Origin of the sequence: Ruegeria meonggei (assembly GCF_900172215.1) — a bacterium.
GTDB classification, from domain to species: Bacteria; Pseudomonadota; Alphaproteobacteria; order Rhodobacterales; family Rhodobacteraceae; genus Ruegeria; species Ruegeria meonggei.
Map to the genome: position 1 here is coordinate 341289 of NZ_FWFP01000003.1, position 24208 is coordinate 365496.

At 56.0% G+C, this 24208-nt stretch carries 22 protein-coding genes; 4 read left to right on the top strand and 18 right to left on the bottom strand.

Annotated features, from left to right (window positions below; all coding sequences use genetic code 11):
• Nucleotides 1–2 precede the first annotated feature (2 nt).
• From RUM8411_RS06830 to RUM8411_RS06860, 7 genes are all read right to left on the bottom strand, one after another.
• A complete protein-coding gene (locus RUM8411_RS06830) occupies nucleotides 3–1625 on the bottom strand; it encodes a dihydroxyacetone kinase subunit DhaK (protein ID WP_085821925.1) in 1623 nt (540 codons plus the stop codon).
• 11 nt (nucleotides 1626–1636) lie between these two features.
• Nucleotides 1637–2629, bottom strand: coding sequence for an ABC transporter ATP-binding protein (locus RUM8411_RS06835; protein WP_085821926.1), 993 nt, complete (start codon nucleotides 2627–2629; stop codon nucleotides 1637–1639).
• On the bottom strand, nucleotides 2622–3719 hold the full coding sequence (locus RUM8411_RS06840; protein ID WP_085821927.1) for an ABC transporter ATP-binding protein: 1098 nt from the start codon (nucleotides 3717–3719) through the stop codon (nucleotides 2622–2624). The genes RUM8411_RS06835 and RUM8411_RS06840 overlap by 8 nt, the downstream gene beginning before the upstream one ends.
• Nucleotides 3720–3721: 2 nt before the next feature.
• Nucleotides 3722–3910 carry a hypothetical protein gene (locus RUM8411_RS06845; RefSeq protein ID WP_085821928.1) on the bottom strand — a complete coding sequence of 63 codons (189 nt, stop codon included), beginning with the start codon at nucleotides 3908–3910 and terminating at the stop codon, nucleotides 3722–3724.
• Nucleotides 3907–4845, bottom strand: coding sequence for a carbohydrate ABC transporter permease (locus RUM8411_RS06850; RefSeq protein WP_085821929.1), 939 nt, complete (start codon nucleotides 4843–4845; stop codon nucleotides 3907–3909). The genes RUM8411_RS06845 and RUM8411_RS06850 overlap by 4 nt, the downstream gene beginning before the upstream one ends.
• Nucleotides 4842–5789 carry a carbohydrate ABC transporter permease gene (locus RUM8411_RS06855; protein ID WP_085821930.1) on the bottom strand — a complete coding sequence of 316 codons (948 nt, stop codon included), beginning with the start codon at nucleotides 5787–5789 and terminating at the stop codon, nucleotides 4842–4844. Before RUM8411_RS06855 ends, RUM8411_RS06850 begins: the two co-directional genes overlap by 4 nt.
• 81 nt (nucleotides 5790–5870) lie before the next feature.
• Nucleotides 5871–7190, bottom strand: a complete 1320-nt coding sequence (locus RUM8411_RS06860; protein WP_085821931.1) for an ABC transporter substrate-binding protein — start codon at nucleotides 7188–7190, stop codon at nucleotides 5871–5873.
• Nucleotides 7191–7850: 660 nt separating this feature from the next.
• Here RUM8411_RS06860 and RUM8411_RS06865 point away from each other — a divergent pair.
• The gene (locus tag RUM8411_RS06865) at nucleotides 7851–8453 is read left to right on the top strand and encodes a GNAT family N-acetyltransferase (protein WP_085821932.1); all 603 of its coding nucleotides are present in this window, start codon (nucleotides 7851–7853) and stop codon (nucleotides 8451–8453) included.
• A gap of 37 nt (nucleotides 8454–8490) precedes the next feature.
• Nucleotides 8491–8940, top strand: a complete 450-nt coding sequence (locus RUM8411_RS06870; RefSeq protein WP_085821933.1) for a lipocalin-like domain-containing protein — start codon at nucleotides 8491–8493, stop codon at nucleotides 8938–8940.
• A gap of 7 nt (nucleotides 8941–8947) precedes the next feature.
• Here the strand turns inward: RUM8411_RS06870 and RUM8411_RS06875 are convergent, their stop codons facing one another.
• The 3 genes from RUM8411_RS06875 to RUM8411_RS06885 all read right to left on the bottom strand — a co-directional run bounded on the left by RUM8411_RS06875 (nucleotide 8948) and on the right by RUM8411_RS06885 (nucleotide 11972).
• On the bottom strand, nucleotides 8948–9478 hold the full coding sequence (locus tag RUM8411_RS06875) for a GNAT family N-acetyltransferase (RefSeq protein ID WP_085821934.1): 531 nt from the start codon (nucleotides 9476–9478) through the stop codon (nucleotides 8948–8950).
• Between the two features lie 12 nt (nucleotides 9479–9490).
• Entirely contained in the window at nucleotides 9491–10774 is a 1284-nt protein-coding gene (locus RUM8411_RS06880; RefSeq protein ID WP_085821935.1) for an NADH:flavin oxidoreductase/NADH oxidase family protein, read from the bottom strand.
• 418 nt (nucleotides 10775–11192) lie between these two features.
• The gene (locus RUM8411_RS06885) at nucleotides 11193–11972 is read right to left on the bottom strand and encodes a sterol desaturase family protein (protein WP_085821936.1); all 780 of its coding nucleotides are present in this window, start codon (nucleotides 11970–11972) and stop codon (nucleotides 11193–11195) included.
• A gap of 361 nt (nucleotides 11973–12333) precedes the next feature.
• Between RUM8411_RS06885 and RUM8411_RS06890 the strand changes: the two genes are divergently transcribed.
• Both RUM8411_RS06890 and RUM8411_RS06895 read left to right on the top strand, forming a co-directional pair.
• Complete coding sequence (locus tag RUM8411_RS06890) at nucleotides 12334–13179, top strand: helix-turn-helix domain-containing protein (RefSeq protein WP_234995148.1); 846 nt, start codon at nucleotides 12334–12336, stop codon at nucleotides 13177–13179.
• A gap of 236 nt (nucleotides 13180–13415) precedes the next feature.
• Nucleotides 13416–15101 (top strand): tryptophan halogenase family protein, encoded by a 1686-nt coding sequence (locus RUM8411_RS06895; protein WP_085821938.1) that lies wholly within the window; start codon nucleotides 13416–13418, stop codon nucleotides 15099–15101.
• 278 nt (nucleotides 15102–15379) lie between these two features.
• Here RUM8411_RS06895 and RUM8411_RS06900 read toward each other — a convergent pair whose 3' ends face one another.
• The 8 genes from RUM8411_RS06900 to RUM8411_RS06935 form a co-directional block, all read right to left on the bottom strand.
• A complete protein-coding gene (locus tag RUM8411_RS06900) occupies nucleotides 15380–16369 on the bottom strand; it encodes a ferredoxin--NADP reductase (RefSeq protein WP_234995149.1) in 990 nt (329 codons plus the stop codon).
• A 76-nt stretch (nucleotides 16370–16445) separates the two neighbouring features.
• Nucleotides 16446–16931, bottom strand: coding sequence for a hypothetical protein (locus RUM8411_RS06905; RefSeq protein WP_085821940.1), 486 nt, complete (start codon nucleotides 16929–16931; stop codon nucleotides 16446–16448).
• 82 nt (nucleotides 16932–17013) lie between these two features.
• Complete coding sequence (locus RUM8411_RS06910) at nucleotides 17014–18177, bottom strand: aromatic ring-hydroxylating oxygenase subunit alpha (protein WP_143534842.1); 1164 nt, start codon at nucleotides 18175–18177, stop codon at nucleotides 17014–17016.
• A gap of 9 nt (nucleotides 18178–18186) precedes the next feature.
• Complete coding sequence (locus tag RUM8411_RS06915) at nucleotides 18187–18450, bottom strand: hypothetical protein (protein WP_085821942.1); 264 nt, start codon at nucleotides 18448–18450, stop codon at nucleotides 18187–18189.
• Entirely contained in the window at nucleotides 18447–19037 is a 591-nt protein-coding gene (locus RUM8411_RS06920; RefSeq protein WP_159453859.1) for a TetR/AcrR family transcriptional regulator, read from the bottom strand. Before RUM8411_RS06920 ends, RUM8411_RS06915 begins: the two co-directional genes overlap by 4 nt.
• A 149-nt stretch (nucleotides 19038–19186) precedes the next feature.
• Nucleotides 19187–20533, bottom strand: a complete 1347-nt coding sequence (locus RUM8411_RS06925; protein ID WP_085821944.1) for an aminotransferase — start codon at nucleotides 20531–20533, stop codon at nucleotides 19187–19189.
• Nucleotides 20526–22103 carry a trimethylamine methyltransferase family protein gene (locus RUM8411_RS06930; RefSeq protein WP_085821945.1) on the bottom strand — a complete coding sequence of 526 codons (1578 nt, stop codon included), beginning with the start codon at nucleotides 22101–22103 and terminating at the stop codon, nucleotides 20526–20528. The genes RUM8411_RS06925 and RUM8411_RS06930 overlap by 8 nt, the downstream gene beginning before the upstream one ends.
• Complete coding sequence (locus RUM8411_RS06935; protein WP_085821946.1) at nucleotides 22100–24166, bottom strand: oxidoreductase; 2067 nt, start codon at nucleotides 24164–24166, stop codon at nucleotides 22100–22102. Before RUM8411_RS06935 ends, RUM8411_RS06930 begins: the two co-directional genes overlap by 4 nt.
• Between the last annotated feature and the right edge of the window lie 42 nt (nucleotides 24167–24208).

A 24208-nucleotide genomic window follows, 5' to 3' on the forward strand; every position in this document is an offset into this window, starting at 1 on the left:
TGCTAGCCCTCAATCTCCTGCGCCAACCCTTCGAACAACAATGCGACCGCTTCAGCGCCGGGGTCGTTGTGTCCAATCAGGTTTTCTTCGGGAACATAGGCTGCCCGGCCCGCCTTGGCACGGTGAATATTTGCCGTATTATCAGCACCTTCTCGCGCGGCCTTCGCGGCCTGGGGCAATCCATCGGGCAACGCGTCCAACGCGGGTTCAAGCGCGTCAATCATTGTCCGGTCACCCAGTTTGGCGCCGCCCACCTGGCGGACTCTGTTCAACCCTTCAACCAGCGACTTGGGCACTGACGCACCACTTGCACAAGCGTCCCCTGCCGCGTTGAAGAAGATCGCCAGGATCACGCCGGACGAGCCACCCATGGTCTGGCTCAATTCATTGCCCAGCGCGGGAAACAGCTGTGTCAGATCGGCCAAAGGCATCCGGTCCAGGCTGCCTTGCAAAGCCCGGGCCGCGGTAGCCAAAGTGCTGCCTGTGTCACCGTCCCCGGATTTGGCATCCAGCGCATTCAGGTCTTGTTCGGCGCCAATCAACAGAGCAGACAGTCGGGTGATCGTGTCCTTGGTGGCCGAGTTGTTCGAGGGAATCGGATCGATTGGTGTCAGCCCATCTGGCAACGGCGCAATCTTTACCGGGGCAATAGAATTGATCCCCGGCCACGCGGCAAGATCGACCGGGCCTTTGAGGGCCACCAACTCATCAGAACCAACCGGCAAGACCGACACGGAAAACCCATGCATATCTAGCGAGGTCATCATCGGCGCAGGCCCGATGATGTGGCGCGCAAAGCCTGTCTCGGACAGCGCGTGGGTCAGAACCGCCATTTCCAGCGGCGTTGTCGAGCCCAGGTTATTCACCAGCGCCACGCATTCACCCCCATCTACCCGTTGTTTCAGTTTTTCGACAACTGTGGACATCGCCGTAACAGCATCTGCAAAATCCACCTGCTGTACGCCGGGCTCGCCATGGATGCCCAATCCCAATTCCGCTTTTCCCGGTGCAATTCTGTCTTCTTTCGGCGAACCCGGAACGGTGCATGTATCCAGGCTCATGCCGATGCTGACAACTTTTGCAATGACCGTATTGGCCGCATTGGTCACCGCGTTCAGATCCGCGCCACCTTCAGCCAACGCGCCTGCGATTTTATGAACAAACAACGTACCCGCAACGCCACGGGGTTGCGGAAGGTCCGGCAGAGCAATGTCGTCATCGACCACAACCATTTCCACTTTGCGACCCAAGGCGCGCGCACGCTCGGCGGCCAATCCAAAGTTCAGCCGGTCGCCGGTATAGTTCTTGACGATCAGCAAGCATCCCGCCTCACCCGTCACTGCCAGAATTCCCGCCAGTACGGCCTCAACGGACGGCGAGGCAAAGACCTCGCCACAAACCGCTGCGGTCAGCATTCCAGCCCCGACAAACCCTGCATGCGCGGGTTCGTGGCCCGACCCACCGCCAGACACCAGCGCAACCTTGGACTTGTCCCAATCAGAACGGTAGACCACCTTGATGTGGGGGTACCCGTCCAACCGTGTCAGTGTGCCGCCCGACGAGGCCAAAAGGCCGTCTATTGCGTCCGTCACGAGGGTTTCTTTGGTGTTGAGGAACTGGGCCATGCTTTTGCTCCTTAGGTCACGCGCGCGCCGGACGCGTCGAAGTACAACGGGTTGTTGGGTCTGATTTTAATAGTCTTTCCGGCAGGGTAGTCCTGATGGACATCAATCAGGGTCACAATCGGGTGCCCGTTCAGATCAAGATGCAACCTTGTCTGGTCACCCAGATGTTCAGCGCGGATCACACGGGCCTCAATACCGTCGCCTTCGACGATATTTTCGGGACGCAGACCGATCTGAGGGCCTTTGTGATCGCCACCAAACAGCTCGGACGGCAGGATATTGATCCGCGGCAAACCAAGACGGCTGGCGACATACACGCTGCCCGGGTTTTCATAGATATCCCGAGGGGTGCCATATTGGACAAGCTTGCCATCCTCCAAAACACCGATATGCGTTGCCATGGTCATCGCCTCGACCTGATCATGCGTCACATACAACAGCGTAGAGCCCAAATCGGCCTGAATCCTTTTCAACTCAATCCGCAAATCTGCCCGCAGCTTGGCATCCAACGAGCTGAGCGGTTCGTCCATGAGGAAAATCTGTGGATCCCGGACCAGCGCACGCCCGATTGAGACGCGCTGCATTTCGCCGCCCGACAGTTCGGTTGCCTTGTTGTCCAGCTTGTGCGGAATCTGAAGGATTTCCGCGACTTCGCCCACTTTCCGCGTGATCTCATCTTCGGGCGTCCTGAGGATCGGGGATCGCAGCGGGAAGGACAGGTTTTCGCGCACGGTCATATGCGGGTAAAGCGAGTATTGCTGAAACACCATGGCCACATCGCGTTGGGCTGGCGTTTCAAGCCCGACATCCCGACCATCAATGCGGATCGAACCGGAATCCAGCTTTTCAAGCCCCGAAATCAACCGCAACGTTGTTGTTTTTCCCGCCCCGGTCGGCCCTAGCAGCACAACAAAAGCCCCATCCGGGATGGTCATCGAGATATTATCAACCGCCTTCAGGCTGCCGAAAGATTTTGAGATTTGGTCCAGTACGACTTCAGCCATTGGACAGCACCTCATCGTTCAGGACAGATCGCAATGCCCGGCCTGTGGACTGGTCAAACAGGGTCACCATCGCGGACCGGAACTCCAGCCCGACGGTTTCGCCGGGACCAACGGTATCGCGCGCATCTATGCGGGCCTTCAACTCTCCGTTTGGGCTTTGCAGCGTCACGATCTGGGTGGTTCCCAGATACTCTGCGGCCAATACCTTGGCGCGATAGCTGCTGTTGTCGGACAAAAACACATGCTCGGGGCGGACACCAAACACCAGCTCGCCCTCGGCGGCTTCCAACGACTGCGGCACGGTCTCATCATGGCCGTTCAAGCGCACCATGTCTGACCCGGGTTCCACCTTGCCCTGAAACTTCAGAAAGTTCATGGACGGCGACCCGATGAAATCGGCGACAAACATCGTCGCGGGCTTGTCATAGATTTCCTGCGGGGTTCCGAATTGTTCAATCACCGCGTTGTTCATCACAACGATCTTGTCGCCCATTTGCATGGCTTCCAGCTGATCATGGGTAACGTATACCGTCGTGGCGCCCATGCGATCATGCAGCCCGCGCAGCTCTTCGGCCATGTGTTCGCGAAACTCGGCATCCAGCGCGCCAAGAGGCTCGTCCATCATGAAAGCCTTTGGTTCGCGTACGATGGCGCGCCCAAGTGCGACACGCTGCCGGTCACCACCGGACAAGCCACCCACAGGCTTGTCCAAAATGTCTTGGATACCCAAAATACCCGCAACTTCGGCAACTTTGGCCTTCACTGCCGCCCGCGGCATGCCCTGAGAGATCAGCGGATAGCTGATGTTCTTGCGCACGTTCATATGCGGGTACAGGGCGAACATCTGAAAAACAAAGGCGATATCCCGCTCGGACGGGGGCCGTTGACTGATTTCCTCTCCGTCCAGGAAAATCTCACCAGAGGTCGGAAGTTCAAGTCCCGCGATCATCCGCAATGTTGTGGTCTTTCCACAGCCGGAGGGACCCAGCAGCATAAAGAACTCACCATCTTCAATCGTGAACGAGCTTTCGCGGACAGCGGTAAAATCGCCGAACATCTTCTTGACGTTTTTAACTACGATCTGGGCCATTTCTACTCCGGAAAATGGCTGACGACGATGAACATAACCGTTCCGATCAGCGTGACGATGAATGAGTATGTGAACGCCCAAAGGACAAACGGTTGCATCAGCATAAAGACACCAATCGCAATCAGGATCGTTGCAACCATTTCCCATGGGCCACGACGAAATCGCATCAGACCTGACAGAAAATCACTCATTTGCGTACCGCTCCAAAGGTAATTCCACGCAGCAGGTGTTTGCGCATCAGAATGGTGAAAATCATCACCGGGATCAGGAATATCGTCGCGCCCGCCGCAACAGCAGGCCAATCCAACCCGCCAACACCGATGATGGTCGGGATGAAAGGAGGCGCGGTCTGCGCGGTGGCCGAGGTCAGCAACACGGCGAAGGCGTATTCGTTCCACGCAAAGATAAGGCAGAAAATAGCAGTCGATGCGATGCCAGTGGCGGCCTGTGGCAGGACCACTTTGTAGAATGCCTGGAACCGGGTGTAACCGTCGATCAGCGCCGCCTCTTCATACTCGCGCGGGATTTCGTCGATGAACCCCTTCAACAGCCAAACCGCGAGTGAGATATTCACGCCCGTGTACAGCAGGATCATCCCCAGATGCGTATCGCTGAGCCCAAGGTTTCTGAACATCAGGAAGATTGGAATGGCCACGGCCACCGGGGGCATCATCCGCGTGCTGAGGATAAAGAACAGCAAATCATCCTTAAGCGGCACTTTGAACCGGCTGAACGCATAAGCCGCCAGCGTGCCCAGGAAGATGCTCAGGAAGGTAGATCCGAACCCGATGATCACCGAATTCATAAAACGCTCGCCAAACTTGGACGGTCCGACAATCACCATATCATACTGCCTGACAATCTCATCTGCCCAGTTCTGTGGCGGGTTCGCGTTTAGAAACTCCTGCGTTTGCCGGGTGCGGGTCGTGAAGAGGTTCACGTATCCCTCAAGTGTCGGGTCGAACACGACCTTGGGGGGATAACTGATGGCATCTGCAGGTGATTTGAAGCCAGTTAACAGAATCCAGACCAGCGGGATCATAGTGATAAGCGCATAGGTGATGACCAAAGTACCTGCGACCCACTTGGACCGTTTTGAGGGTTCGGTGACTGAAAAACTGCTCATCGTTGTTTCACCTTGTTCAAGGCTTTCACGTAAATGGACGCCAACCCAAACACCGTGACAAACAAGATGATTGCGTAGGCCGAGGCATAGCCCGTCCGCCATTTCTCGAACGCTTCGCGTTTCAGATTGATCGACGTCAATTCGGTCGTCGAACCCGGCCCGCCGCCAGTCAGCTGGACCACAAGATCAAACATCTTAAAGTTTTCGATCCCGCGGAAAAGAACTGCCAGCATCAGGAAGGGCAGCACCATCGGGATAGTAATGGTAAAGAACTGCCGCAGCTTGCTGGCCCGGTCGACTTCTGCGGCCTCATAGATGTAATCGGGGATGCTGCGCAGCCCGGCCAGGCAGATCAGCATCACAAACGGCGTCCACATCCAGGTGTCCACGATCACAATCGCCCAGGGTGCCAACTGGACCGATCCCAACATCTCAAAGCTGGATGGGTCTTTACCGGTGAACCAGGACACGATGTAATTGAACAGACCGATCTGCGGTTGATAGAGGAACTTCCAGAAATTCCCGACCACCGCCGGAGACAGCATCATCGGCAACACGATGATCGTCGTCCAAAGGTCATTGCCCCTGAATTTCTTGTTCAGCAGCCATGCCAGCGTGAACCCGATCAGGACTTGAAAGAAGATCGTCCAGAACAGAAAATGCGCGGTCGCCTGCATGTTCAGCCAGGTATCAGAATCCGTCAGGATGCGTTCATAATTCCTGAACCCGACATCCTTTACCTCGCGCCCGATCCGGTTGGCTTTGAAATTGGTAAAGCTCAGCTGGATGGTCCAAATCAGCGGAAAGATATTGATCGCAAGCAGCAAGAAGATCGTGGGGGAGATAAAGATCCAGGCTATCGCCCGATCAGATAGTCCCCGAATTTTTCGCGCAACTCGCACGGGCGTTGCCTGCGCAACGCGATCTACGGTCCTGTCAGACATCTCTTTGCCAGTTCTTGTCGGTTGCAGACTCTGAGGGAAAAGCAGGAGCGGGTCAGAGCCCGCTCCTGTCCTGTTTCCGGATTACAGCTTGCCTTCGTCCTGGAAGGTCTCGGTCCAATCCTCGATCAGCAGATCCAGCGCTTCTTGTGCCGTGCCTTGATCGGCCACGACATAGTCGTGAATACGCTTTTGCATCGCCAGCAGCAGTTCTGCATAGGCCGGCTCTTGCCAGAAATCCTGAACGTCATTCATAGCCAACAGGAAATCACCGGCAAATGGGGCGCTATCAACAAACCCCGGATCCTGCAGCACTGAGTTATGCGCGGAATATCCGCCCAGCTCCCACCACTTGGCCTGTACCGCAGGCTGCGCGAACCACTTGATGTATTCCAGCGCCGCATCCTGTTTTTCGGAATAGCTGACAACCGAAATGCCCTGCCCGCCAAGCGTTGATCCGGCGACATTCTGCGGTGGATTCACAAAGAAGTCGATCTTGTCACCGCCGGTATTGGGGTCGGCGTAAAGGCCCGGGAAGAACGCAAACCAGTTCATCGCCATGGCGACCTGACCCGACTTAAAGGCGTCCAGGCTCTCACCCATGTAAGAGTTCGTGTATCCCGGAGGTGTCGCTGTCTTGTAGAACTCTTTGTAGAATTCCAGTGCTTCAACCGCCTCTGGCGAATTCACCGCGCCTTCCATGTCGTAAGACCCCGGGGTATTTTCATATTTGAATCCCCATGGGTACAGCGCGCCGGTCACACCCATTGTGATGCCTTCCGAACCACGCTCGGTAAAGATCGCAGCTCCATAGACTGTCTTGCCGTCAATTTCGCGTCCCTGGAAAAACTGTGCGATCTGCAGCAGTTCTTTCTGGGATTCCGGCTCGCGCAGGTCCTGCCCGGTGGCGTCTTTGTAGGCGGCTTGTATCTCGGGATCGTCGAACCAGTCCTTGCGATAGAACCATCCGTTGGCATCGCCCATTGCTGGCAGCGCGTAGTAATTTGGGGTGCCTTTGGGCCAGGTCGAATAGGCATAGACAGTGGCTGGCGCAAAATCATCCATACTGATGCTTTCAGCATCAAAGAACTCGTTCAGCTGGACATAATGGCCGTTTTCAGCACCACCGCCAATCCACTGGCTGTCGCCAATCAGCAGATCACACAGCTTACCGCCCGAGTTCAGCTCGTTCAGCATCCGGTCTGCAAAGTTCGGCCACGGCACGAACTCAAAATTCATTGTGTGGCCGGATTCGGCTTCGAATTCCTTGGACAGTTCGACAAGCGCATTGGCCGGGTCCCAGGCCGCCCAACACAACGTCAAATCATCGGCTTTTGCCGTTGTAGAAAGAGTAGTAGCGGCAAGGACTATTGCGCTGGCCGAGGCCAGTTTTGAGTAAGTCATCCATTCCTCCCTTTTTAGCGCCGTCAATCGAGGATGTGCGAATCGCGGCATGGGTCCAAGGCTATTTGAGGTACGCACCTCAAGTCCAGATATTTCTGAGGTTCGTACCTCATGGCGCCATCTAAAATTGCAAAAAAATAAGACAACCAATTGTTTTTAATAATTTAATTAGAACTCGACTGCTCTTCGCTTTCGAAAGAGTGGTCAGGAACTTGAAACGCCGATGAAAGCCCATCAGTGCGGCACCCGGTTGTCACAACCGTCAAAGACCCCCAAATGAGCACTGGTATTGCTCAGGCGAACGCCGCACCATTGCCAGCCAATGACGGATGGGCAAGCTCAAACGGTTTCTACCTACCACCGTGACTGACGGCACCTTGGTCCTGTTCAATGATCCCCTGCCCTGCGACACCCCCCAGAAGCGCAGTACATTCGACAATCGCGAACCGCTTGGGGTTTTCGAACTTGCAGGCTGAATTCGGCAAAACCCGTTGGGTTCGCCTTTCACAAATACGGACTGCATCGTTGGACAGCTAGGAGTTACCAGGGTGAGAATCCTCAGCCCGAACACATTCCGTAATTCATGGCCATCAAGCGCAGTATTCGGCTAGGGTCGGCTGACACCGATTTTGTTAGGACCGTTCATCATGCAAACGTCTGTTGTCGAAGCGCGCGCCGATACACCGCCCCGGGCCAATCGCCGACCTGATCTGGACCGTCGATATTCCGTTGATGATGTTCCTATTCGGAACCAAGGACCGCTGGCACCGGGTCTTTGCCTACGACTGGTCGGAAACCTCTGGCATCGTGTGCCACAAACAAACATGCCTTGCGATGCAAGGTCAGAAGGTTGCTGGCGTCCTCGTCTCGCACACGCTCGAAGAGTTTGATGCGCATTTTGTACAAACACGAAGGCGACAAGGTGAAACCGAAGGGCCCGCATTCAGAAAACACCTCGACATCGCCTTCGATCTGATGACGCAGCTTTTCCCGCACGGGTTGGATGGGTCGTATTTTGTGTTCGACCTGGCCGTATCTGCGGACGCTCGTCACCAGGGTATTAGGCGCAACCTAATCGACGCCGCAATCGCAAAAGCAAAGGCTGCTGGTTGTGTCCGCGTTTGCCTGGATGTTGCGGCGGATAATGATGCGGTGCAGTTCTATAAACGGATCGGAATGCAAGTTGCGGTCGAAACGCGAGTTCCTCAACTTGCTAATCAGCATGGCGTAGGAACGCACCTGCACATGGTTCTGCCACTGTGATCAGCGTTGCACGGATCACAACAGCGAGGGCACATTAATGGACACTATTAACACCGCCGCGACCGACAATCCCCTTATCGGCACATGGGAGATGCTGGATTGGTACAATCAGGACGAAACCGGTCAAAAGCACTATCCCCTGGGGCAGAACGCGACCGGATACATCAGCTATTCGAGCGACGGACATGTCTTCGTCCATTTGATGGCCGCAGATCGCCAGCTTTACCACATTAACGACCCGTTTGGCGGATCAGAGGCAGAGGATTCAGCTGCGATGAAATCTCAGATCAGCTATGCCGGGCGATACAGGGTCAGCGGTGATCAGGTCACGCACCACGTCACACATGCGTCGTGCCCAAATTGGGTCGGCACTGACCAAATTCGCGATATCAGATTTGACGGCCCTCAAATGACGCTAAGCGCGGCCGGTGCCGTTTTTCAAGGAGAGCGGGTCACTGCTTATGTGATTTGGAAACGGGCCGAATAGCAGGCATTTACGAAGACGAGTCTCTACCTTCAAAACGGTACTCAAGGTAGACAAGGTAGGGCTCAAACTCGATTGGGTTTGCGTTTTCCGGGTACCGATCGATGTATTGAAACCCGAATTTTTCGTACATCGACAGCATCGGTCGGTTGCCCTTGACTGTATCTGCATAGACCGCAGTGCAGCCCATCCTTTTTGCCTCTTCCAGGCGCATTTCAAACAGACGCCGCGCCATCCCCATGCGCCGCGCTTCGGGGCGAACGAACATGCGCTTCATCTCGGCCGCGTCAGGTCGTATCCGGCGCAATGTGGCGCAGCCAAGAAGGCGTCCATTTTCAGATTGAGCCAACACTAGCCGCCCGTCCGGTGGCAGCATCTGATCCAGGTTTTCCAGCGAAGACCGCACCAAGTCTTCCGGCGCAAGCTTTGGCAAACCGGCCGCAGCAGCCGTTTGCAAAACGTCCGAGTAATACTCGAACAACAACGATTCAAACTCCACCAGGTTGGCCACAGTAGACACAAATGAAATCTCGTAGGACATCGTGTATTTTCCCTAGCTGCGGCGTACAAACTGACGGCGCAAACCCAAAAGCGTTGTGCGGTTGAGGTACCACAGGAAATACCCGATCGCATTATTGCGCGCTTCGGTTTGGGGCTGTTCGCCGCGCGACATGCGCGTCATCTGCCAGGCATAATATTCAACCCGGGACACAGTGTTAACCAGATTGATCAGCCAGTTCCGGGCGTTCACCCCAAACCGACCTTTGCCGATAACCAGCCCGTCTTCTTCGATACCAATGCGTTCGACCTTGCCATCCAGCATCTCGGCCACGGCGTCCGGCTGAACACATAAGGGGCGCGCAAGACCGATCATGTCGATGCCGTCCTCAGAGATGGCCCGCTCCATCGCCGCGGCACTGCGAAAGCCGCCGGTGACCATAAGCGGGACAGAAACCGCCTTGCGGACCTCGCGGGCATATTCCAGGAAATAGGCCTCGCGCCTGATGGTGCTATCGCGTTGTTTCTCTTGCGTGCCGTTGACGAAACTCATCTGCTCATACGTACCACCAGACAGCTCGATCAGATCAATCCCGTCCAGCTCAAGCATTTGCGCGACGCGGCAACTTTCCTCGATCGTAAAGCCACCTTTCTGGAAATCGGCAGAGTTGAGCTTTACTGCAACCGGGAAATCCGGCCCCACTTCGGCCCGGATCGCTACGTACACCCGCCGCAGAAACCGCGCCCGGTTTTCCAGAGAACCGCCCCATTCGTCCGTTCGTTGATTGGTGATCGGAGACAGAAATTGACTGACCAGGTAACCATGTGCCGCATGGATCTGAACACCATCAAACCCGGCCTGACACGCGATCCTTGCGGTGTTTGCGTACCGCCGGATCGCATCCTCGATATCGTCAGGCGTCATCGCTTTTGGTTTGCCGAAAAGACCCAGAATACGCAGTTTTTCATCGGACGGAGACAGCGGGCGCATATTGACGACGATAGGGCATTGGCGGCCCGGATGGCTGATCTGCATCCAGATCTGGCTACCTCCCGACTTGGCAGCCGAGGCCCAGAGTTGCAGCGCCGCCAATACGGTATCGTCCTCGACAACCACATTTCCAGGTCGTTCAAGATAACGCCGGTCGACCATGACGTTGCCGGTCATCTGAATGGCCATACCGCCGCTGGACCACCGTTTGTATAATGTCTGATGGGCCTCGTTGGGGGCATCATCGGAACCAGCCAGCGCCTCGGTCATCGCGCTTCTGGAAAAGCGGTTCTTCAAGCGGACACCACACGGCAGATCCAGAGGTTTCGATAAATCGAATCTGCGCATTTTCTTTCCCCACAATCGCTTGGAACCAAATCCCGTTTTCGAGCATTGGTACAAGGTGCCCGAACTGGGGCTGTTCTGGCAAACATTAAAACGACCCAGACTGTCCAATGGCACGCCCGAACTTAGGGCCCAAGTGATCCGCAGCTGCTTGAAACGCAGTAAGGCCATCCCCATCACTGCCAAGGGCCCTGCCCCAGAGATAAAAGGTGCCCCCGGGCTGCGTCTCCCACTGGCCAAAGGCACCTGGTATGATGGTTACGGGATGATGGTCTTGGCCCCAATGCGATTAGCCAAGGCCGATCTGCCCTTTCTCGGCGCGAACGGGCGCGGATCGTTTGTTGCCATTTCCGGGATTGAAGCCGTTGGGTCTTTGATCGCACGGGGCACGCGCACACAGGGATCGAACAGGACCCCGGCGTCAGGGGGTTGCATGTGCGACCTTGCGAAACTCGGTGTGGTAATCGGGATGTTCCGTTCCCATCACTCGGTCCCACCAGGAAAAGTATAGGCCAAGGTTATAACCCGAATGGGCGTGATGCAGGTCATGATGGGTGACTGTCGTCATCCAGCCAAACAACGGCTTGCCGTGCCGGTTTGCCGGAAACAGCTCGTACCCGGAATGACCGATCGCGTTACGCAGCATCATATGAGTGACGAAAATCAGGATCGCCACCGGATGCGCTGGCACGACAAGCAGGATCAGTGGCAGGTAAATTGCGTTCGTCACCGCTTCACCCAGATCGAAACTATACGAGGTGAAGGGCGTCGGATTGTATGATCTGTGATGCAGCCGGTGAAAGCGCCGGAATAGCGGTGGGTAGTGCAACATCCGGTGGGACCAGTAGAACCACGCATCATGGGCAACGATCAGAACCACCGTACTGAAGACCAGATACGTCCATCCGTAACTGCCGATTTCAGTATAGATCGGGATGATCCCCGCCTCCGCCCCCAATGCGATCAGAGTTCCGGTCAGGGTAAAGACCAGAACAGTGCGCAGACTAACAAGAATCTCGCGGCGTATCTGGCTGAGCGGCGGTGTGTCTGGCCGTATCTTGCGCGTGTAAAGCCGCGCAGCCAGCGCCAGATTCACGATCAGAAATACTCCACCCGCCCCAACAAGATAGCGCAGCAGGTCAATTGTCAGAACGCCAGAGAATGTCTCGGCAAGGTGGCGAATAATGCAGTGATTTTCCATGGTTGCCTCCGATTGGAATTACAGGACGAGACATTGACGGGGATCCATGTGTCCCTCTCGCTGAAGTTGGAAACTGCCAAGTGATATCGGAAATCGGCGCGGCTTTTCCAAAATCGGCGTGCCCGGGCCGGTTGACTGGATCACGGGTCTCGGCTTCGCTCGGGAAATGGAAGATGTCGCAACAAGATTAGATCTGCTTCTGAGGGGCGGGGCGGTAACCGCGCTGGCAATTTGCGCATTAGTCTTTTTGGCGCACCGTGCCCATTGGCCCCGAGGTCTGTCGGTGCCAGCCCTCTGCATAGGACTTATCGCTTACCTTCTCGTGTCGTCGCCGAACCTGGGACTTGAGAGAGCCGAGACGGTGCTGATCCTGGGTGCCGGCCTTGTGCCTGTATTGTCGGTCTGGGCCGGTGCCGAAGTATTCATTGACCGTCCGGCGTTCCGGCCGTGGCATGGCGTGGTGGCGGCCCTGGTCGTGGTCAGTACGTGGCTTGCACCCTTTCTGCCCGTCGCTGCAACGGTCCGCGGCGCTCTCGTCATCTTACTGTATGCTGGATTACTCGGCATTGCCGTATCCACTGCCCCGGGTGATCTGGTCGAAACCCGTCGCCGGTTCCGCAGGTGGTTTGTGGCGCTCATGGCCCTGATGGGGCTAGGGATTTCAGGGATTGAGTTACTGAGACTTGATAGCAACCTGCCGCCTTGGATGTACCCCCTGCATGCCGCAGGATTTCTGGTGCTGACACTTCTGTTCCTGCTTTGGGCGGTTCGAGTTGCCCCCGGCGTCTGGCCCCCGCAGCAAGCGGTCAAGGCAAAGACTGCCATGCCCCTGTCAGGCGCTGATGCTGCAGTGTTGCACCGGGTCGAGACCGCGATGGGTGATGGCATCTGGCGCACCGAAGGCCTTACAATCGCGCAGCTCGCAGCGGCAACAGCGGCGCCCGAACACAGAGTTCGTACCGCAATCAACAAAGGGCTCGGCTACCGCAATTTTGCGCAATACATCAACAAGTTCAGGATCGAAGCCGCGTGTGAGGTGTTGTCCGATCCGACCTGCGCCGATACGCCGGTTCTGACAATCGCCTACGATGTTGGTTTTGCTTCGATCGGGCCGTTTAACAGGGCGTTTCGCCAGATACACGATCAATCCCCAACCGCGTATCGAAATGCTTGTGTTTCACCCGCGGCCTCACGCCCTGTGGCCTAATGCTCGCCACTGAAACAACGGCAGGAACCGAACGCATACCACTTGATCGTGCGTGGACGCTGCCCAGCGCACCACACCGTGTCTGGCATAGTTTATCTGACAGACTCCCCCCTAGCGAGGTGCAGGAAAGCTGTTATAGTTTCCCTCAAGCCAAAAGGGAAAGCTGCCAAACAACGCCCAAAATAAAAAGCGGAAGGCAGCTGTAAAATCCCACAAGCCAACAGGGACGAACTAACATGAATAATCGTTTGCGAAAGGTCACCATTGTAGGTGGCGGCACGGCAGGTTGGATGACCGCGCTGCTTCTGGATATGGTGCTTTCCCGCACCTCAGCACCCAAGGATCGTCCGCGCATCTGCCTGATCGAAAGCCCCAACATAGCCACCGTGGGCGTGGGTGAGGCCACTGTGCCGCGCATGCCGGTCACGCTCCGTCAGGCGGGTATTTCAGAGCGGGAATTTTTCCGCGAAACCAACGCGTCGTTCAAACTGGGTGTCAAGTTTTGCAACTGGAACAAGGACGCCAAGGGTAATCGCATCGATTTTGTGAACCCCTTTGCCCACGGCCAGATGGTGGAAGGGTTGGAAGCTGCCGAGTATTTCTTGCGCTTTGGCAACGGAGATCGGGACTTTACGCAGTCAATCTCGCCGCACGATCATCTCGGCCGCCTGTGCAAAGGCGCGCGGCAGTTGGGCCAGCCCGAATTTGAACAACGGTTTGGCTATGCGTATCATCTGGACGCGGTGAAGTTTGCAGGTATGCTCACCAAGGTTTGCACCAATCGCGGCGTGGAGCACATCCAGGATGAGGTAAAAGCGGTTGAGCTGGATGAACAGGGCAACGTCAGCCATCTGATGTTGGAGCGCGCCGGCCGCCATGACATCGAAATGGTTGTGGATTGCACCGGATTTCGCGGGTTGATAATCAATCAAGCCCTTGGTGAGCCGTTTATGGATTATTCGGATTACCTGCCCAACGATCGCGCCCTGGCGTTGCAGATCGAACATCCCGATCCAGATAAGATCGAAAGCCTCACTCGGTCTACGGCACTTGGCGCAGGTTGGACATGGCGGGTGCCGCTCTTCAACCGTGTGGGCACAGGCTATGTGTTTTCATCGGCGCATCGTACGGATGATCAGGCGGCGGATGAATACCTCGAATGGCTGGGGGACAGCGGCAAGGGTGCGACGCCGCGCGTAATCCCAATGCGCATCGGGCGTGTGCGCAATGCCTGGGTCAAGAACTGTGTCGCGATCGGTCTATCAGGCGGGTTTATTGAACCGTTAGAGAGTACCGCGATCCATATGGTGGATCATGCGGTGCGCTGGTTCGCAGAACACTTGCCGACGCGCGACATCGAGCCATCGTTGCGGACAAGATACAATCGGCAGATGAACAAGCTCTACGATGAGGTTCTGGAATTCATCTGCCTCCACTATCGATTGGGCAACCGCACCGATGACCAGTATTGGATCGATGCGCGAACAGAGATGAAGTTACCCGATCGGTTGGCCGAGAACCTGGAATTGTGGCAACACCGTCTGCCGATGGACCACGATATCGAGTTCGCCACACTATTTGACCATCGCGTATATCAGACAGTTCTGTTGGGCAAACAGGCCTATGATACAGGTTATGGCACTGGCATCCGTGATCGTCTGCGGCCGTTGAAGAAGCCGGTTTGGTTCCAGGGCATGAAGCGCGCGAAAGCAGATCTTGCGCAGATAATCAAAACGATGCCGGATCACAAAACGCTGCTGCGCGATATCCGAGGAGAGTTGGAGAAACCAGCCTTTGGCAAGGCGGCGGCGGTGAAACCGACAGTGGCGATGCCGGGCGTGACACCAGCACCCGTGACGATCCAGAACATGCCGGATTTTGCCGAAATCCAAAGCGGCGCGAAGGACTTGCAGCTGTTCTAGATATTTTTGGCGCCCTGCGCGAAAGGCTCTTCTTGGATCAATTGAGGTGTAGAGCGTTAAACCTCTGCCCTCAAAGAGGCCATTGGCCAGGAGCGTTTGGTCAGAGAGCCGTTTTTGCCTACAAGGATTGCAGCGGAACCGCGACGAAAGGGTGGCAGGCGCGCCGCCTCTTTGCATTGGCCTAGCCGGCAGCGGGCCTTTGATCGCAGGACGACAAACTAATTCGAAGCCAGTTCTTTTTAATTTTAGAGATCCAGCATAACGCCAAAATCCTGCACTTACTTGTCGAAGCTAATGCTCAATTCATCCGACGCAGCAACACTCTGACAGGATAGTATTTCTCCTCGTGCAATGTCGCTATCTTCAAGAGCCATTCTGGCGCGCATGTGAACCTGGCCATTTGTCAGGCGCGCCTTGCAGGCGCCGCATACTCCGGATTGGCAACTGAAAGGGGGTGCGAGGCCCGCTGATAGCACCGCATTGAGCAGGGTTTCGTTCTCTGCGACGGAAACATCGTGTACCGCCCCATCCAGTTCAACCTTTGCTTTGGCGGCGACACCAATCACACTGGGCGCTGCGACCTCGCCCCCGCCAAAGCTCTCCATGTGAATACGGCTTGCCGGTGCATCCAGCGCCATCAGAGCATCCTTCACGTCGGCATTCATTGTTCCGGGACCGCAGACCCAGTACTGAACATCTTGTGCCACGGGTGGGGTTTCGGCGATCGCATCCTTTATCAAACCTGCATCCACGCGCCCCTTTCGCCACGGGCTAATGGAACGCCACATCGACGGAGCGGACAAGACATGGCGCACAGTGAATCGGCTGCCATGCTCCGCTGTCAACTTGCCCAGTTCATTGTGAAAGATGATGCTACCGTCATCGATGTTGCCGTAGATCAAATGCGCCACTGAATGAGGCTCTTCTTCAAGCACAGCATTGATCATTGCAAAAAGCGGCGTGATACCGCTGCCTGCGCCAAAGAAGTAATGGGTACGACGGTTCAGTGCATCCGGCGAAAGTGAAAACTGACCAAATGGCGGCATGACATCGATCATGTCGCCGGGCTTTAAGTGGTCGCCGATATGATTGGACACCATCCCATCGACCACCCGTTTTACAGTGATGCGCAGAGGGGCACCTGGTGGGTTGGAAATAGTGTAGCTGCGGCGTTGCTCTGTGCCGTTGAGGTGGAAGCGCAAAGTGACATGCTGCCCTGCCTGCCAGCGAAAGGTCTCGGCCAGGTTGGCGGGCAGGTCAAAGATCACACTTGTGGCTTTGCCTTTGATCTCGGGCTGGATTTCAGCAATCCGCAGGGAAAAGAAGTTGGGATTCATGGCATTCTCACCGATAGTCAAACGTGGTGTCCAGCGTGCGGATAGCCAACCGGCCTGCTTGCGAGACGATCAGGAACTTATCCGTCTGGGTCATGGTTCCGGAAAAATCATCCCAAGTGTAGCCGACACCGGTGACAACAGTGACTTCCGTGCAGCCCTCGGCGATCTCAGAGGTGATTTCGGGCGCATCGCGGGTGGTTTCCGTATATCCCTGCATCGCTTCGGCCCATGCCGGGTCTTGGCTCCAATCAGGAAGGGTCTCCCAGTCTGCTACCGAATAAGAAAACTGCTCATCCGGCAATCCTGCCCCGTATTTGACTGTGAAAGTATGCACCGCCTCCGGGTGCCAGTCCTTCCATGTTGCAGCGATGGCGGGTTCATTTGTTGCTTCGAGATAGCGAACCGCCAGGTCCTTCGGTTCGTCTGACGGGTTGGCCAGGACCAGCCCGGATGCCAGGGTCATCCCGATCAGGGTTGCAAATATGCGCATCATTGTTCTTCCAGCCTGAGTAAGAAATGCAGGTGTTTCTGCACTTGATTGAGGAAAGGATCCGGTGTCATTCCAAAGCAACCGCCTAGGACCCGGTCTCTTGTGTCTCAAGAAAGCCCAGGATCGCTTTTTGGTGCCCGACAACCGGGCTTTCACCATTGGCGGCTGGGCCGACCTCAAAATACGGGCTGGTCAGTGATTTTTGCTGTTGCTCACAGGCATAGATATCCTCGGCTGTAAAATCACCCGAGGCCATGGGATCGTCTTCACCGGTGGCGTCGCCGTCAGGATACTTCGGGCCGCCGAAATCCTTCCAGAAACTCCAACTGCTCCATTCCTGTTTTTGAAACTCCCACCCTGAGGCGTTCGCCAGCTTGGTCCGGTTTTCCACGCGCGTCAGATCAGGCCCTAAGGGCGTGATGATGAAGATGTTCCAGCTGTCCTCGCCCGCGCCAAGCCCGATACCGGGAAACAGCATTGGCACCCAGGCCCCTATATGGGGTTCCGGTATCGCCCGCGGTGTGGGTAGGTTTTTTTCCAGATTCTTTGCGTATTCAGGCGCGGGGGGTTCCCAGAAGTGATAATGCAGCCCCTTCCACCCGTATTCCGCCCACGCATGATCATACATATGCAGCGTGTTCGAATGCAGATGGCTCAGGTGATAGACGTCGATGTAGTTTTCGACCACGATCTTCCAGTTGGCCTTGATCTCATAGCTTCGCCGGGCATCGGGGTATTCCACCAGCTCTTCGGGTTTGTGTGGCCCCAACAGCGGATCAACCGCACCAAACCAATCCGCAAGGCTCGGTGGATTTGGATCAGGATGAACAAACAGCATTCCACGCCAGATATCGACACTGGCGGGTTTCAGTCCCAAACAGGATTTGTCGATACCATTGGGATATTCCTTTGCCTCATCCGGAACCGAAATCAGGTTACCTTCCAGATCGTATGTCCAGTCGTGATACGGACATGTCAGTGCTTTTTGTGTTTTCCCAACCGCCCGGATCAGCTGTGTGCCGCGATGGCGGCAAATGTTATGAAACGCGCGCAATCGATGATCGCGGCCCATTACGATAAAGATGTTGTTCAGCCCGGCCTGTACCGAGATAAAATGTCCGGGCTCCGGCACGTCCTCTGCCAGCCCGGCATAACGCCAGGTACGCGAGAAGATCAGCCGCTGTTCGCGGTCGAACCAGTCCTGAGACGTATAGGCATCAACGGGAAGGTGGTGGTACATCCGGGTCATGGCAACCTCTTAAACAAGCCAGATGGCATAGGAAGGAAACAGGCTGGCCGCGATCATCATCAGACCGAATACAGCCCAAAGGATCGCCACAACCCAAAACAGGATCGGGTCCTGATCGCGTGTGATGTCAAAGACAAGCGCGGTCTGGCCAGTCATGATTGACGGCACCAACCACCAGAGAAACAGCGCTCCCCAGACCCAGTAGAGCCCCAGAACCGCGGCAACCAGAAGAATGGGCAAGGCAACGTAATTGATAGTACGCGAGGTGCTCATGTGTTGGCCTCCAGACTTGCGGCAAGTATCATCGCTGCCTGCTTCAGCTCCTGGCACCATGCGTCGGGCGGGCTGAGTGGGGTCAATGAATCCAGGTTTACATAGGTGGCAGCGATCCCCTGCGAGACGACGCGAACCCGTGTGGCCGAGGCGTTGGGGGCGGCGCGCCTCAACACCACTTCGATTATCCCAAGAAAATGTTCCAGGCTTTCCACAAGGGGGTGTCGCATCTCCGGGTGATCGGCAACGGATGTGACAAGGGACTGGTAGGCCAGCATCACGCGCGGATCATTAGGGGTGGACTTGTCAAACAGCAGATCGATCAGATCGGTCGGGGTGCCCGTTGGTTCCAACGCGTCTTGCAAGGCATGGGTCGCCTCAGCGAACCGATCCACGACATACCCTATGAGGGCCCCTGTCATCTGATCCTTGTTGCCCAAGTAGTGACGCAGGATGGGTCGTTTGACCCCAGCTTCGGCTGCGATGCGTTCCTGTGTTGCCCCCTCCAACCCGAAGCGGGCCACGCAGGTAAGATATGCATCAAGGATTTGTTCTGATCTTTGGTCTTTCAAACTGGGGCGGGACATGGCGCTCTCGTTTATTGTCATAGTTGACAAATAACCGCCTAAAGTTAATTGTCAACTATGACAATAAATAAATTCAGACAGCGAACACTTACTACCCGCAGTTGGTCAAGTTTGGATAACAAGGCTGAGTGTTAAATCATTGAGCCCATTCAATTGGCCTTCAATACGGCCAGAAGCCCGGCTTTCAGGATGTCAAACATTCGATGGATTTCTGCTTCATTTATGATCAACGGCGGTGAAAAGACGCACATGTTCACGATGGGACGCAATATTAGCCCGCGCTTTTGGCATTCTGCATCGATCATCGCTCCAAGCTGGTAATCTCGTTTGAGATCATCCTGCGCATCGCCGGTCTCTGAGCATTGCACACATCCCATCAACCCCATTCCTCGGGTATCGGTGACAAGGCTGATCTCAGAGAGTTCCCGTAAACGGTTCTGAAAGATCGGTGTCATTAGCTGCACGTGCTCAAGAAGGCTTTCTTGTTCGATGATCTCCATGCTTTTCAGACCAGCTGCTGCGCTGACCGGGTGGCCGGAATAGGTGTATCCATTGGAAAATGTAGCATCCTGTCCAGCCACATCTTCGATCAACCGGTCCGATATAATAGCCGCACCCATTGGCGAATAACCCGAGGTCAAACCCTTGGCGCACGTAATGATGTCAGGCTCTATGCCGAAAACCTCTTTGGATGCGAACCAGTGACCCAGACGGCCAAACGCGGTGACGACCTCGTCTGAAATGTAGAGAACGTCGTTGCGCCGGCAGACCTCAAGACAGCGTTTGTGATACCCCTCAGGCGGGACAATGACGCCGCCCGAGGCCAGGATCGGTTCAGCGATAAAAGCCGCGACTTTGTCCGGGCCAAGCGTCTGGATAGCGTTTTCCAGATCGGCGACCTTTTCGTTCAAGAAGTCCTGGATGGATTGATTCTGGGCACGATAAAGGGGATTCACGTCAGGTAAGAAATGGGTGAGCTCGTTCGCCTTGTCCAACCACAGACGGTCACGTTCCTTTCCACTGACACTGGCGGCCAGATAAGTGCTGCCATGGTAGGCTTTCTGGCGAGAGATGATGATCTTTTTTTCAGGCAGCCCAAGCAGATTGTTCCGGAACTGGACAAATCGAAGCGCTGTATCCACTGCCGTTGAGCCGCCGGTGGTGAAAAAAACTTGGTTCAGGTCACCTGGCGCGCGTTTGACAATCTCGCGCGCAAAACGCGCAGCAGTCGAGTTGGTGTTGCTGAACGGCGAGAAATAAGCAAGTTGTCGCGCCTGATCCGCCATCGCCTCGGCCATTTCTTCGCGACCATAGCCGATCTGTGTGCACCACATCCCACCCGGGCCATCGATCAGCTTGTTACCCTCGTCGCTCACAACGTGAATGCCGCTTGCGCCTTCAACAAGGGTTCGGTTGTTCTTGCCCAGGGTGTCCATCCCCTCCCACGGATGTAGGAAGTGGTCGTTGTCCCATTGCTTCGCATTTGTGTTATCCACGTGGGACCGCCATTTCCTGCGCTGTCATGACAATTGCGAACTCTTCACGAACCAGCGCATCTGCTGCGCCAAAGTAGTTGGGGAAATGGGAGTTCAAGATCGTGTTGGCCTTGTCCCGCGCCCGTTCCAAAAGGTCGGTTTTGCCCTCGTTCTCCCATGTGTCTGTGCGCTCACGATCCATGAGCCGGGGGTAAACGAACTCGCTGTTCATGTAGCTCAACGTATGTGGGTTGCCCAGGAAATGACCGGGATCGATGGCGCATTGATGGATCACGTCTACGGCCATGGTTTCTTCCGTGACCTCGATCCCGCGTAGCGATCGCAGGATCATGCCCCCCGCTTCGTCATCAATGACCATGCTCTCAAAGCTGCATCCCATCAGACTGCCGATCATTCCGCCGAACTCACACAGGCGATTTGCGCCGGCATGAGCGGCGAGCGTGAAGGTCAGAGCCTTTTCCAATCCGTATTGCGCGTCGGGTATTTTGGCATCGGTCATGCCTGCCCCGACTGAGGTTGGCAGGCCATAAAAGTTACCCATCTGAATGGCTGCGGCCCCGATCAGGGCCTGTTCGCCGCTGCCACCGGTAAAAGACCCGCTGCGCAGGTCGGTGATGAACGGCCAGGCGGCAAAGCAGACCGGACAGCCAGGCGTAATGAGGTTGACGATAGCGACACAGGCAAGCGTTTCTGCAACGGTTTGCACCAGGGTCCCAGCAAGTGTCGCGGGGGCTGTGGCCCCTGCCTGAGGCGGCACAGCCAGATCGACGGTCAGTCCAAGTTTGGCCGTATCTATCAGAATCTCCATGTTTTCCTTGCCAATCCGCAAGGGGGAAACCATCGGACATCCGCCAAAAATGACACTGGGTTTTTTCATGAAACTGCCCTCGCCGCCTTGGGCCAGATCGAACATTCGGATGGCGTGGGGAATATGGCTGCGATCGCGGAACGTCAGGCAGGCAGGCTTTTGACTGCCGGCCAGCATCGCGTAGATGGTGTTCATGTCATGGGCAAAATCGCCGGTGACATCGGTCGCCAGAACCGTGTCCCCCAACATGTGGATGTTCTCGAGCTGATCCACCAGCCGTGTGAAATCATACACGTCGCGCAGATCGCTCGGGCGATAGGATTTTGTTTCATAGTCAAAAGTCGTGACCGCGGTGCCGGAGTTGGCGAAGTAAACGCTTTCCGCCTTGCAATGCATGTCGTCTTTGCCCTCACGCTCACCGCGCGCGTAGACATAAAATCCCTTTGCCGCACCAGCGAGGATGTCCTCCATTAATGCACGGGGAAAACACAAGCGGCCATGGTCGTTCAATACCGCCCCTTTGGGCAGCACAAGATCGAGAAGCTCGGGGAAATGATCTGTGACACCTGTGTTTTCCAAAACGTTGAGCGCGGCGTTGTGGATGTTTTCCATATCGCGCTGTGTAAGAGGCTTGTAGCGCCCACCACTAAGCCCGCCTCGTACGGCCTCGTTACCGGTCGTCGCCTGTTGAACGGCAATGCGCGCGGCGCGCCCACCGCCACCGCGACGACGCGAACGGGGTGTTTCGGTTGTGCTGTTCATAACGATTCCTCTGCCAAGTCTATTGTTTCACGGCGAAACCAATCTTTTTCGGCTTCTGCCTTGGGGCGTTCAAAATTGCGGGCGGCGCGGTGACCCGCGAAAACAGCGTCGACGATCAACCCAGGCGATGCGGCATCGCCAATGAGTTCGAGAGTTTTCAACCCGCTCCCTCGCAAGCTGTCGTAAAGCGCTGTCTCGCGCTGGCGTTCAGTGACCAGCACCGTTGAGGCGCACGGAATTTCGGCATCGCGCCCTGTGAAGGCGCACCTGATGCGCGCCATGTCACCTTCAACCGCCGCCAGCACCTGATTGCAGCGAATGTCGACACCAAGTTCGATCAGTCTGGCCTGAATGCGGGGTTGCTCTAAGGTGTGGACTGCATAAGCGGAAACCAGACTGTCCGGCGTGACAAAAACCACTGAATATCCGGCGGTCGCCAGTTTTTCGGCTATCACGCCTGCCAGATATATGTGGTCATCATCATAGATCACGACCGGACCGCCGAAAGGCAGTTTGCCGTTCATGATGTCATCGGGCGTCAGCACTTCGGCACCTGACGCAATCGTCGGCAAATGGCGTTGCGTACTGCGGCCCATTCCATCGGAGCGCCAACGGCTGCCGGTGGCGACAAAAACGTGCTCGATACCAAGTTCTGCCACCTGTTCTCCATCAAGCCTGCTGTCGGTGAACAACTGGACGTTGCCGCGCTGTTTAAGATCGTTCACGCGGTAATCCTTTACCCGCGACCACGCGCTTAGTCCGGGAAGTCCGCATTCCTTTGCGACGCGCCCGCCAAGTTCGGATGACGCCTCAGCCAGAGTCACCTGATACCCGCGCCGCGCCAGTTGCATTGCACATTCAAGACCGGCCGGGCCGCCGCCGATAACCAGCGTGTTCGCCTCGCTGGTTTTCGGGGCGATGATTTCAGGGTGCCAACCGCGTCGCCATTCTTCACCCATAGTCGGATTTTGGGTGCAGCGGATTGGGATACCCAGATTGTCAGATGACACACAGATGTTGCACCCGATGCATTCGCGGATTTCGTCAACCCGCCCTTCCTCGATTTTGTTGGGTATGAAAGGATCCGCAATCGAAGGTCGCGCAGCACCAATAAGGTCGACAATACCTTTTTTGACCATCGACAACATCATGTCAGGAGAAGTTAGGCGACCAACGCCAACCACGGGTTTCCGGGTTATCTGCTTTACGTGGGACAAAAACGCGTTTTGGTACCCATCCTCTGGCTGAAAACGAGTGGTCGCGCTGTCATTCGACCAGTCGGCCACATTTACATCCCACAGATCAGGGAGGTCCGACAAAAGCTCGACCACAGCGCGGCCTTCTTCTGATGCCTGCATGCCGTCTGCGCCGATTACCTCGTCTATGGCAAAACGAAACGCAACAGCGCAACTGTCGCCCACGGCCTCATGTGTGTCTTCAAGCAGTTCGCGGGTCAGGCGCACGCGGTTTTCAAGTGATCCACCATATTCGTCGCAACGTTGGTTCATATGCGGAAGCATGAAATGGTGGGCCAGAGTCATGTTGTGCCCGGCGTAGACATAGATGATATCAAACCCGGCGTCTTTCGCGCGAAGAGCAGCGTCGCGATGCCAGCGGCGGAATTCCCGAATATCCGCCTTATCCATGGCCTGTGCCTGCTTGGGATGTGTCGTATCGACGGACATCTCAGAAGGTGCAAGAACCGGAGCCCGGGTCAGCAGGTTCTGCGCATGGTTGCCATTGTGCACCAGCTGGATGGCTGCCAGCGCCCCATGCGCATGTACCGCATCCGTCATCAGCCGCAACGCGGGAATATCGCGTCCGTCCCATAACCGCCCCTCAGCAAAGGGGGACAGATCTGAGGTCGGATGGATCTCGGTCTCCTGATTGGAAACCACCGCCCAACCACCTTCAGCCTTCATTCCACGCACTGCGGCGTCGGCTCGGGGTCGGACGTGCCCCAACCCAGTACAATGCGGCACCTGATAAAAGCGGTTCCTGGCTGTGACCGGGCCGATCTGAATCGGTTCGAAAAGCAGAGCATATGGGTTCGCGTTCGACATGTTCACGCGTTTTCCTGTATCTGGGATCCGGAGCCGTAAGGC

Excerpts from the sequence above, each read along its gene's own strand:
- RUM8411_RS06840 (WP_085821927.1), bottom strand. The coding sequence starts at position 3,719 with ATGGCCCAGATCGTAGTTAAAAACGTCAAGAAGATGTTCGGCGATTTT.
- RUM8411_RS06895 (WP_085821938.1), top strand. The coding sequence starts at position 13,416 with ATGAATAATCGTTTGCGAAAGGTCACCATTGTAGGTGGCGGCACGGCA.
- RUM8411_RS06845 (WP_085821928.1), bottom strand. The coding sequence starts at position 3,910 with ATGAGTGATTTTCTGTCAGGTCTGATGCGATTTCGTCGTGGCCCATGG.
- RUM8411_RS06850 (WP_085821929.1), bottom strand. The coding sequence starts at position 4,845 with ATGAGCAGTTTTTCAGTCACCGAACCCTCAAAACGGTCCAAGTGGGTC.
- RUM8411_RS06830 (WP_085821925.1), bottom strand. The coding sequence starts at position 1,625 with ATGGCCCAGTTCCTCAACACCAAAGAAACCCTCGTGACGGACGCAATA.
- RUM8411_RS06905 (WP_085821940.1), bottom strand. The coding sequence starts at position 16,931 with ATGATGCGCATATTTGCAACCCTGATCGGGATGACCCTGGCATCCGGG.
- RUM8411_RS06910 (WP_143534842.1), bottom strand. The coding sequence starts at position 18,177 with ATGACCCGGATGTACCACCACCTTCCCGTTGATGCCTATACGTCTCAG.
- RUM8411_RS06930 (WP_085821945.1), bottom strand. The coding sequence starts at position 22,103 with ATGAACAGCACAACCGAAACACCCCGTTCGCGTCGTCGCGGTGGCGGT.
- RUM8411_RS06835 (WP_085821926.1), bottom strand. The coding sequence starts at position 2,629 with ATGGCTGAAGTCGTACTGGACCAAATCTCAAAATCTTTCGGCAGCCTG.
- RUM8411_RS06885 (WP_085821936.1), bottom strand. The coding sequence starts at position 11,972 with ATGGAAAATCACTGCATTATTCGCCACCTTGCCGAGACATTCTCTGGC.
- RUM8411_RS06915 (WP_085821942.1), bottom strand. The coding sequence starts at position 18,450 with ATGAGCACCTCGCGTACTATCAATTACGTTGCCTTGCCCATTCTTCTG.
- RUM8411_RS06880 (WP_085821935.1), bottom strand. The coding sequence starts at position 10,774 with ATGCGCAGATTCGATTTATCGAAACCTCTGGATCTGCCGTGTGGTGTC.
- RUM8411_RS06935 (WP_085821946.1), bottom strand. The coding sequence starts at position 24,166 with ATGTCGAACGCGAACCCATATGCTCTGCTTTTCGAACCGATTCAGATC.
- RUM8411_RS06920 (WP_159453859.1), bottom strand. The coding sequence starts at position 19,037 with ATGTCCCGCCCCAGTTTGAAAGACCAAAGATCAGAACAAATCCTTGAT.
- RUM8411_RS06870 (WP_085821933.1), top strand. The coding sequence starts at position 8,491 with ATGGACACTATTAACACCGCCGCGACCGACAATCCCCTTATCGGCACA.
- RUM8411_RS06860 (WP_085821931.1), bottom strand. The coding sequence starts at position 7,190 with ATGACTTACTCAAAACTGGCCTCGGCCAGCGCAATAGTCCTTGCCGCT.
- RUM8411_RS06855 (WP_085821930.1), bottom strand. The coding sequence starts at position 5,789 with ATGTCTGACAGGACCGTAGATCGCGTTGCGCAGGCAACGCCCGTGCGA.
- RUM8411_RS06875 (WP_085821934.1), bottom strand. The coding sequence starts at position 9,478 with ATGTCCTACGAGATTTCATTTGTGTCTACTGTGGCCAACCTGGTGGAG.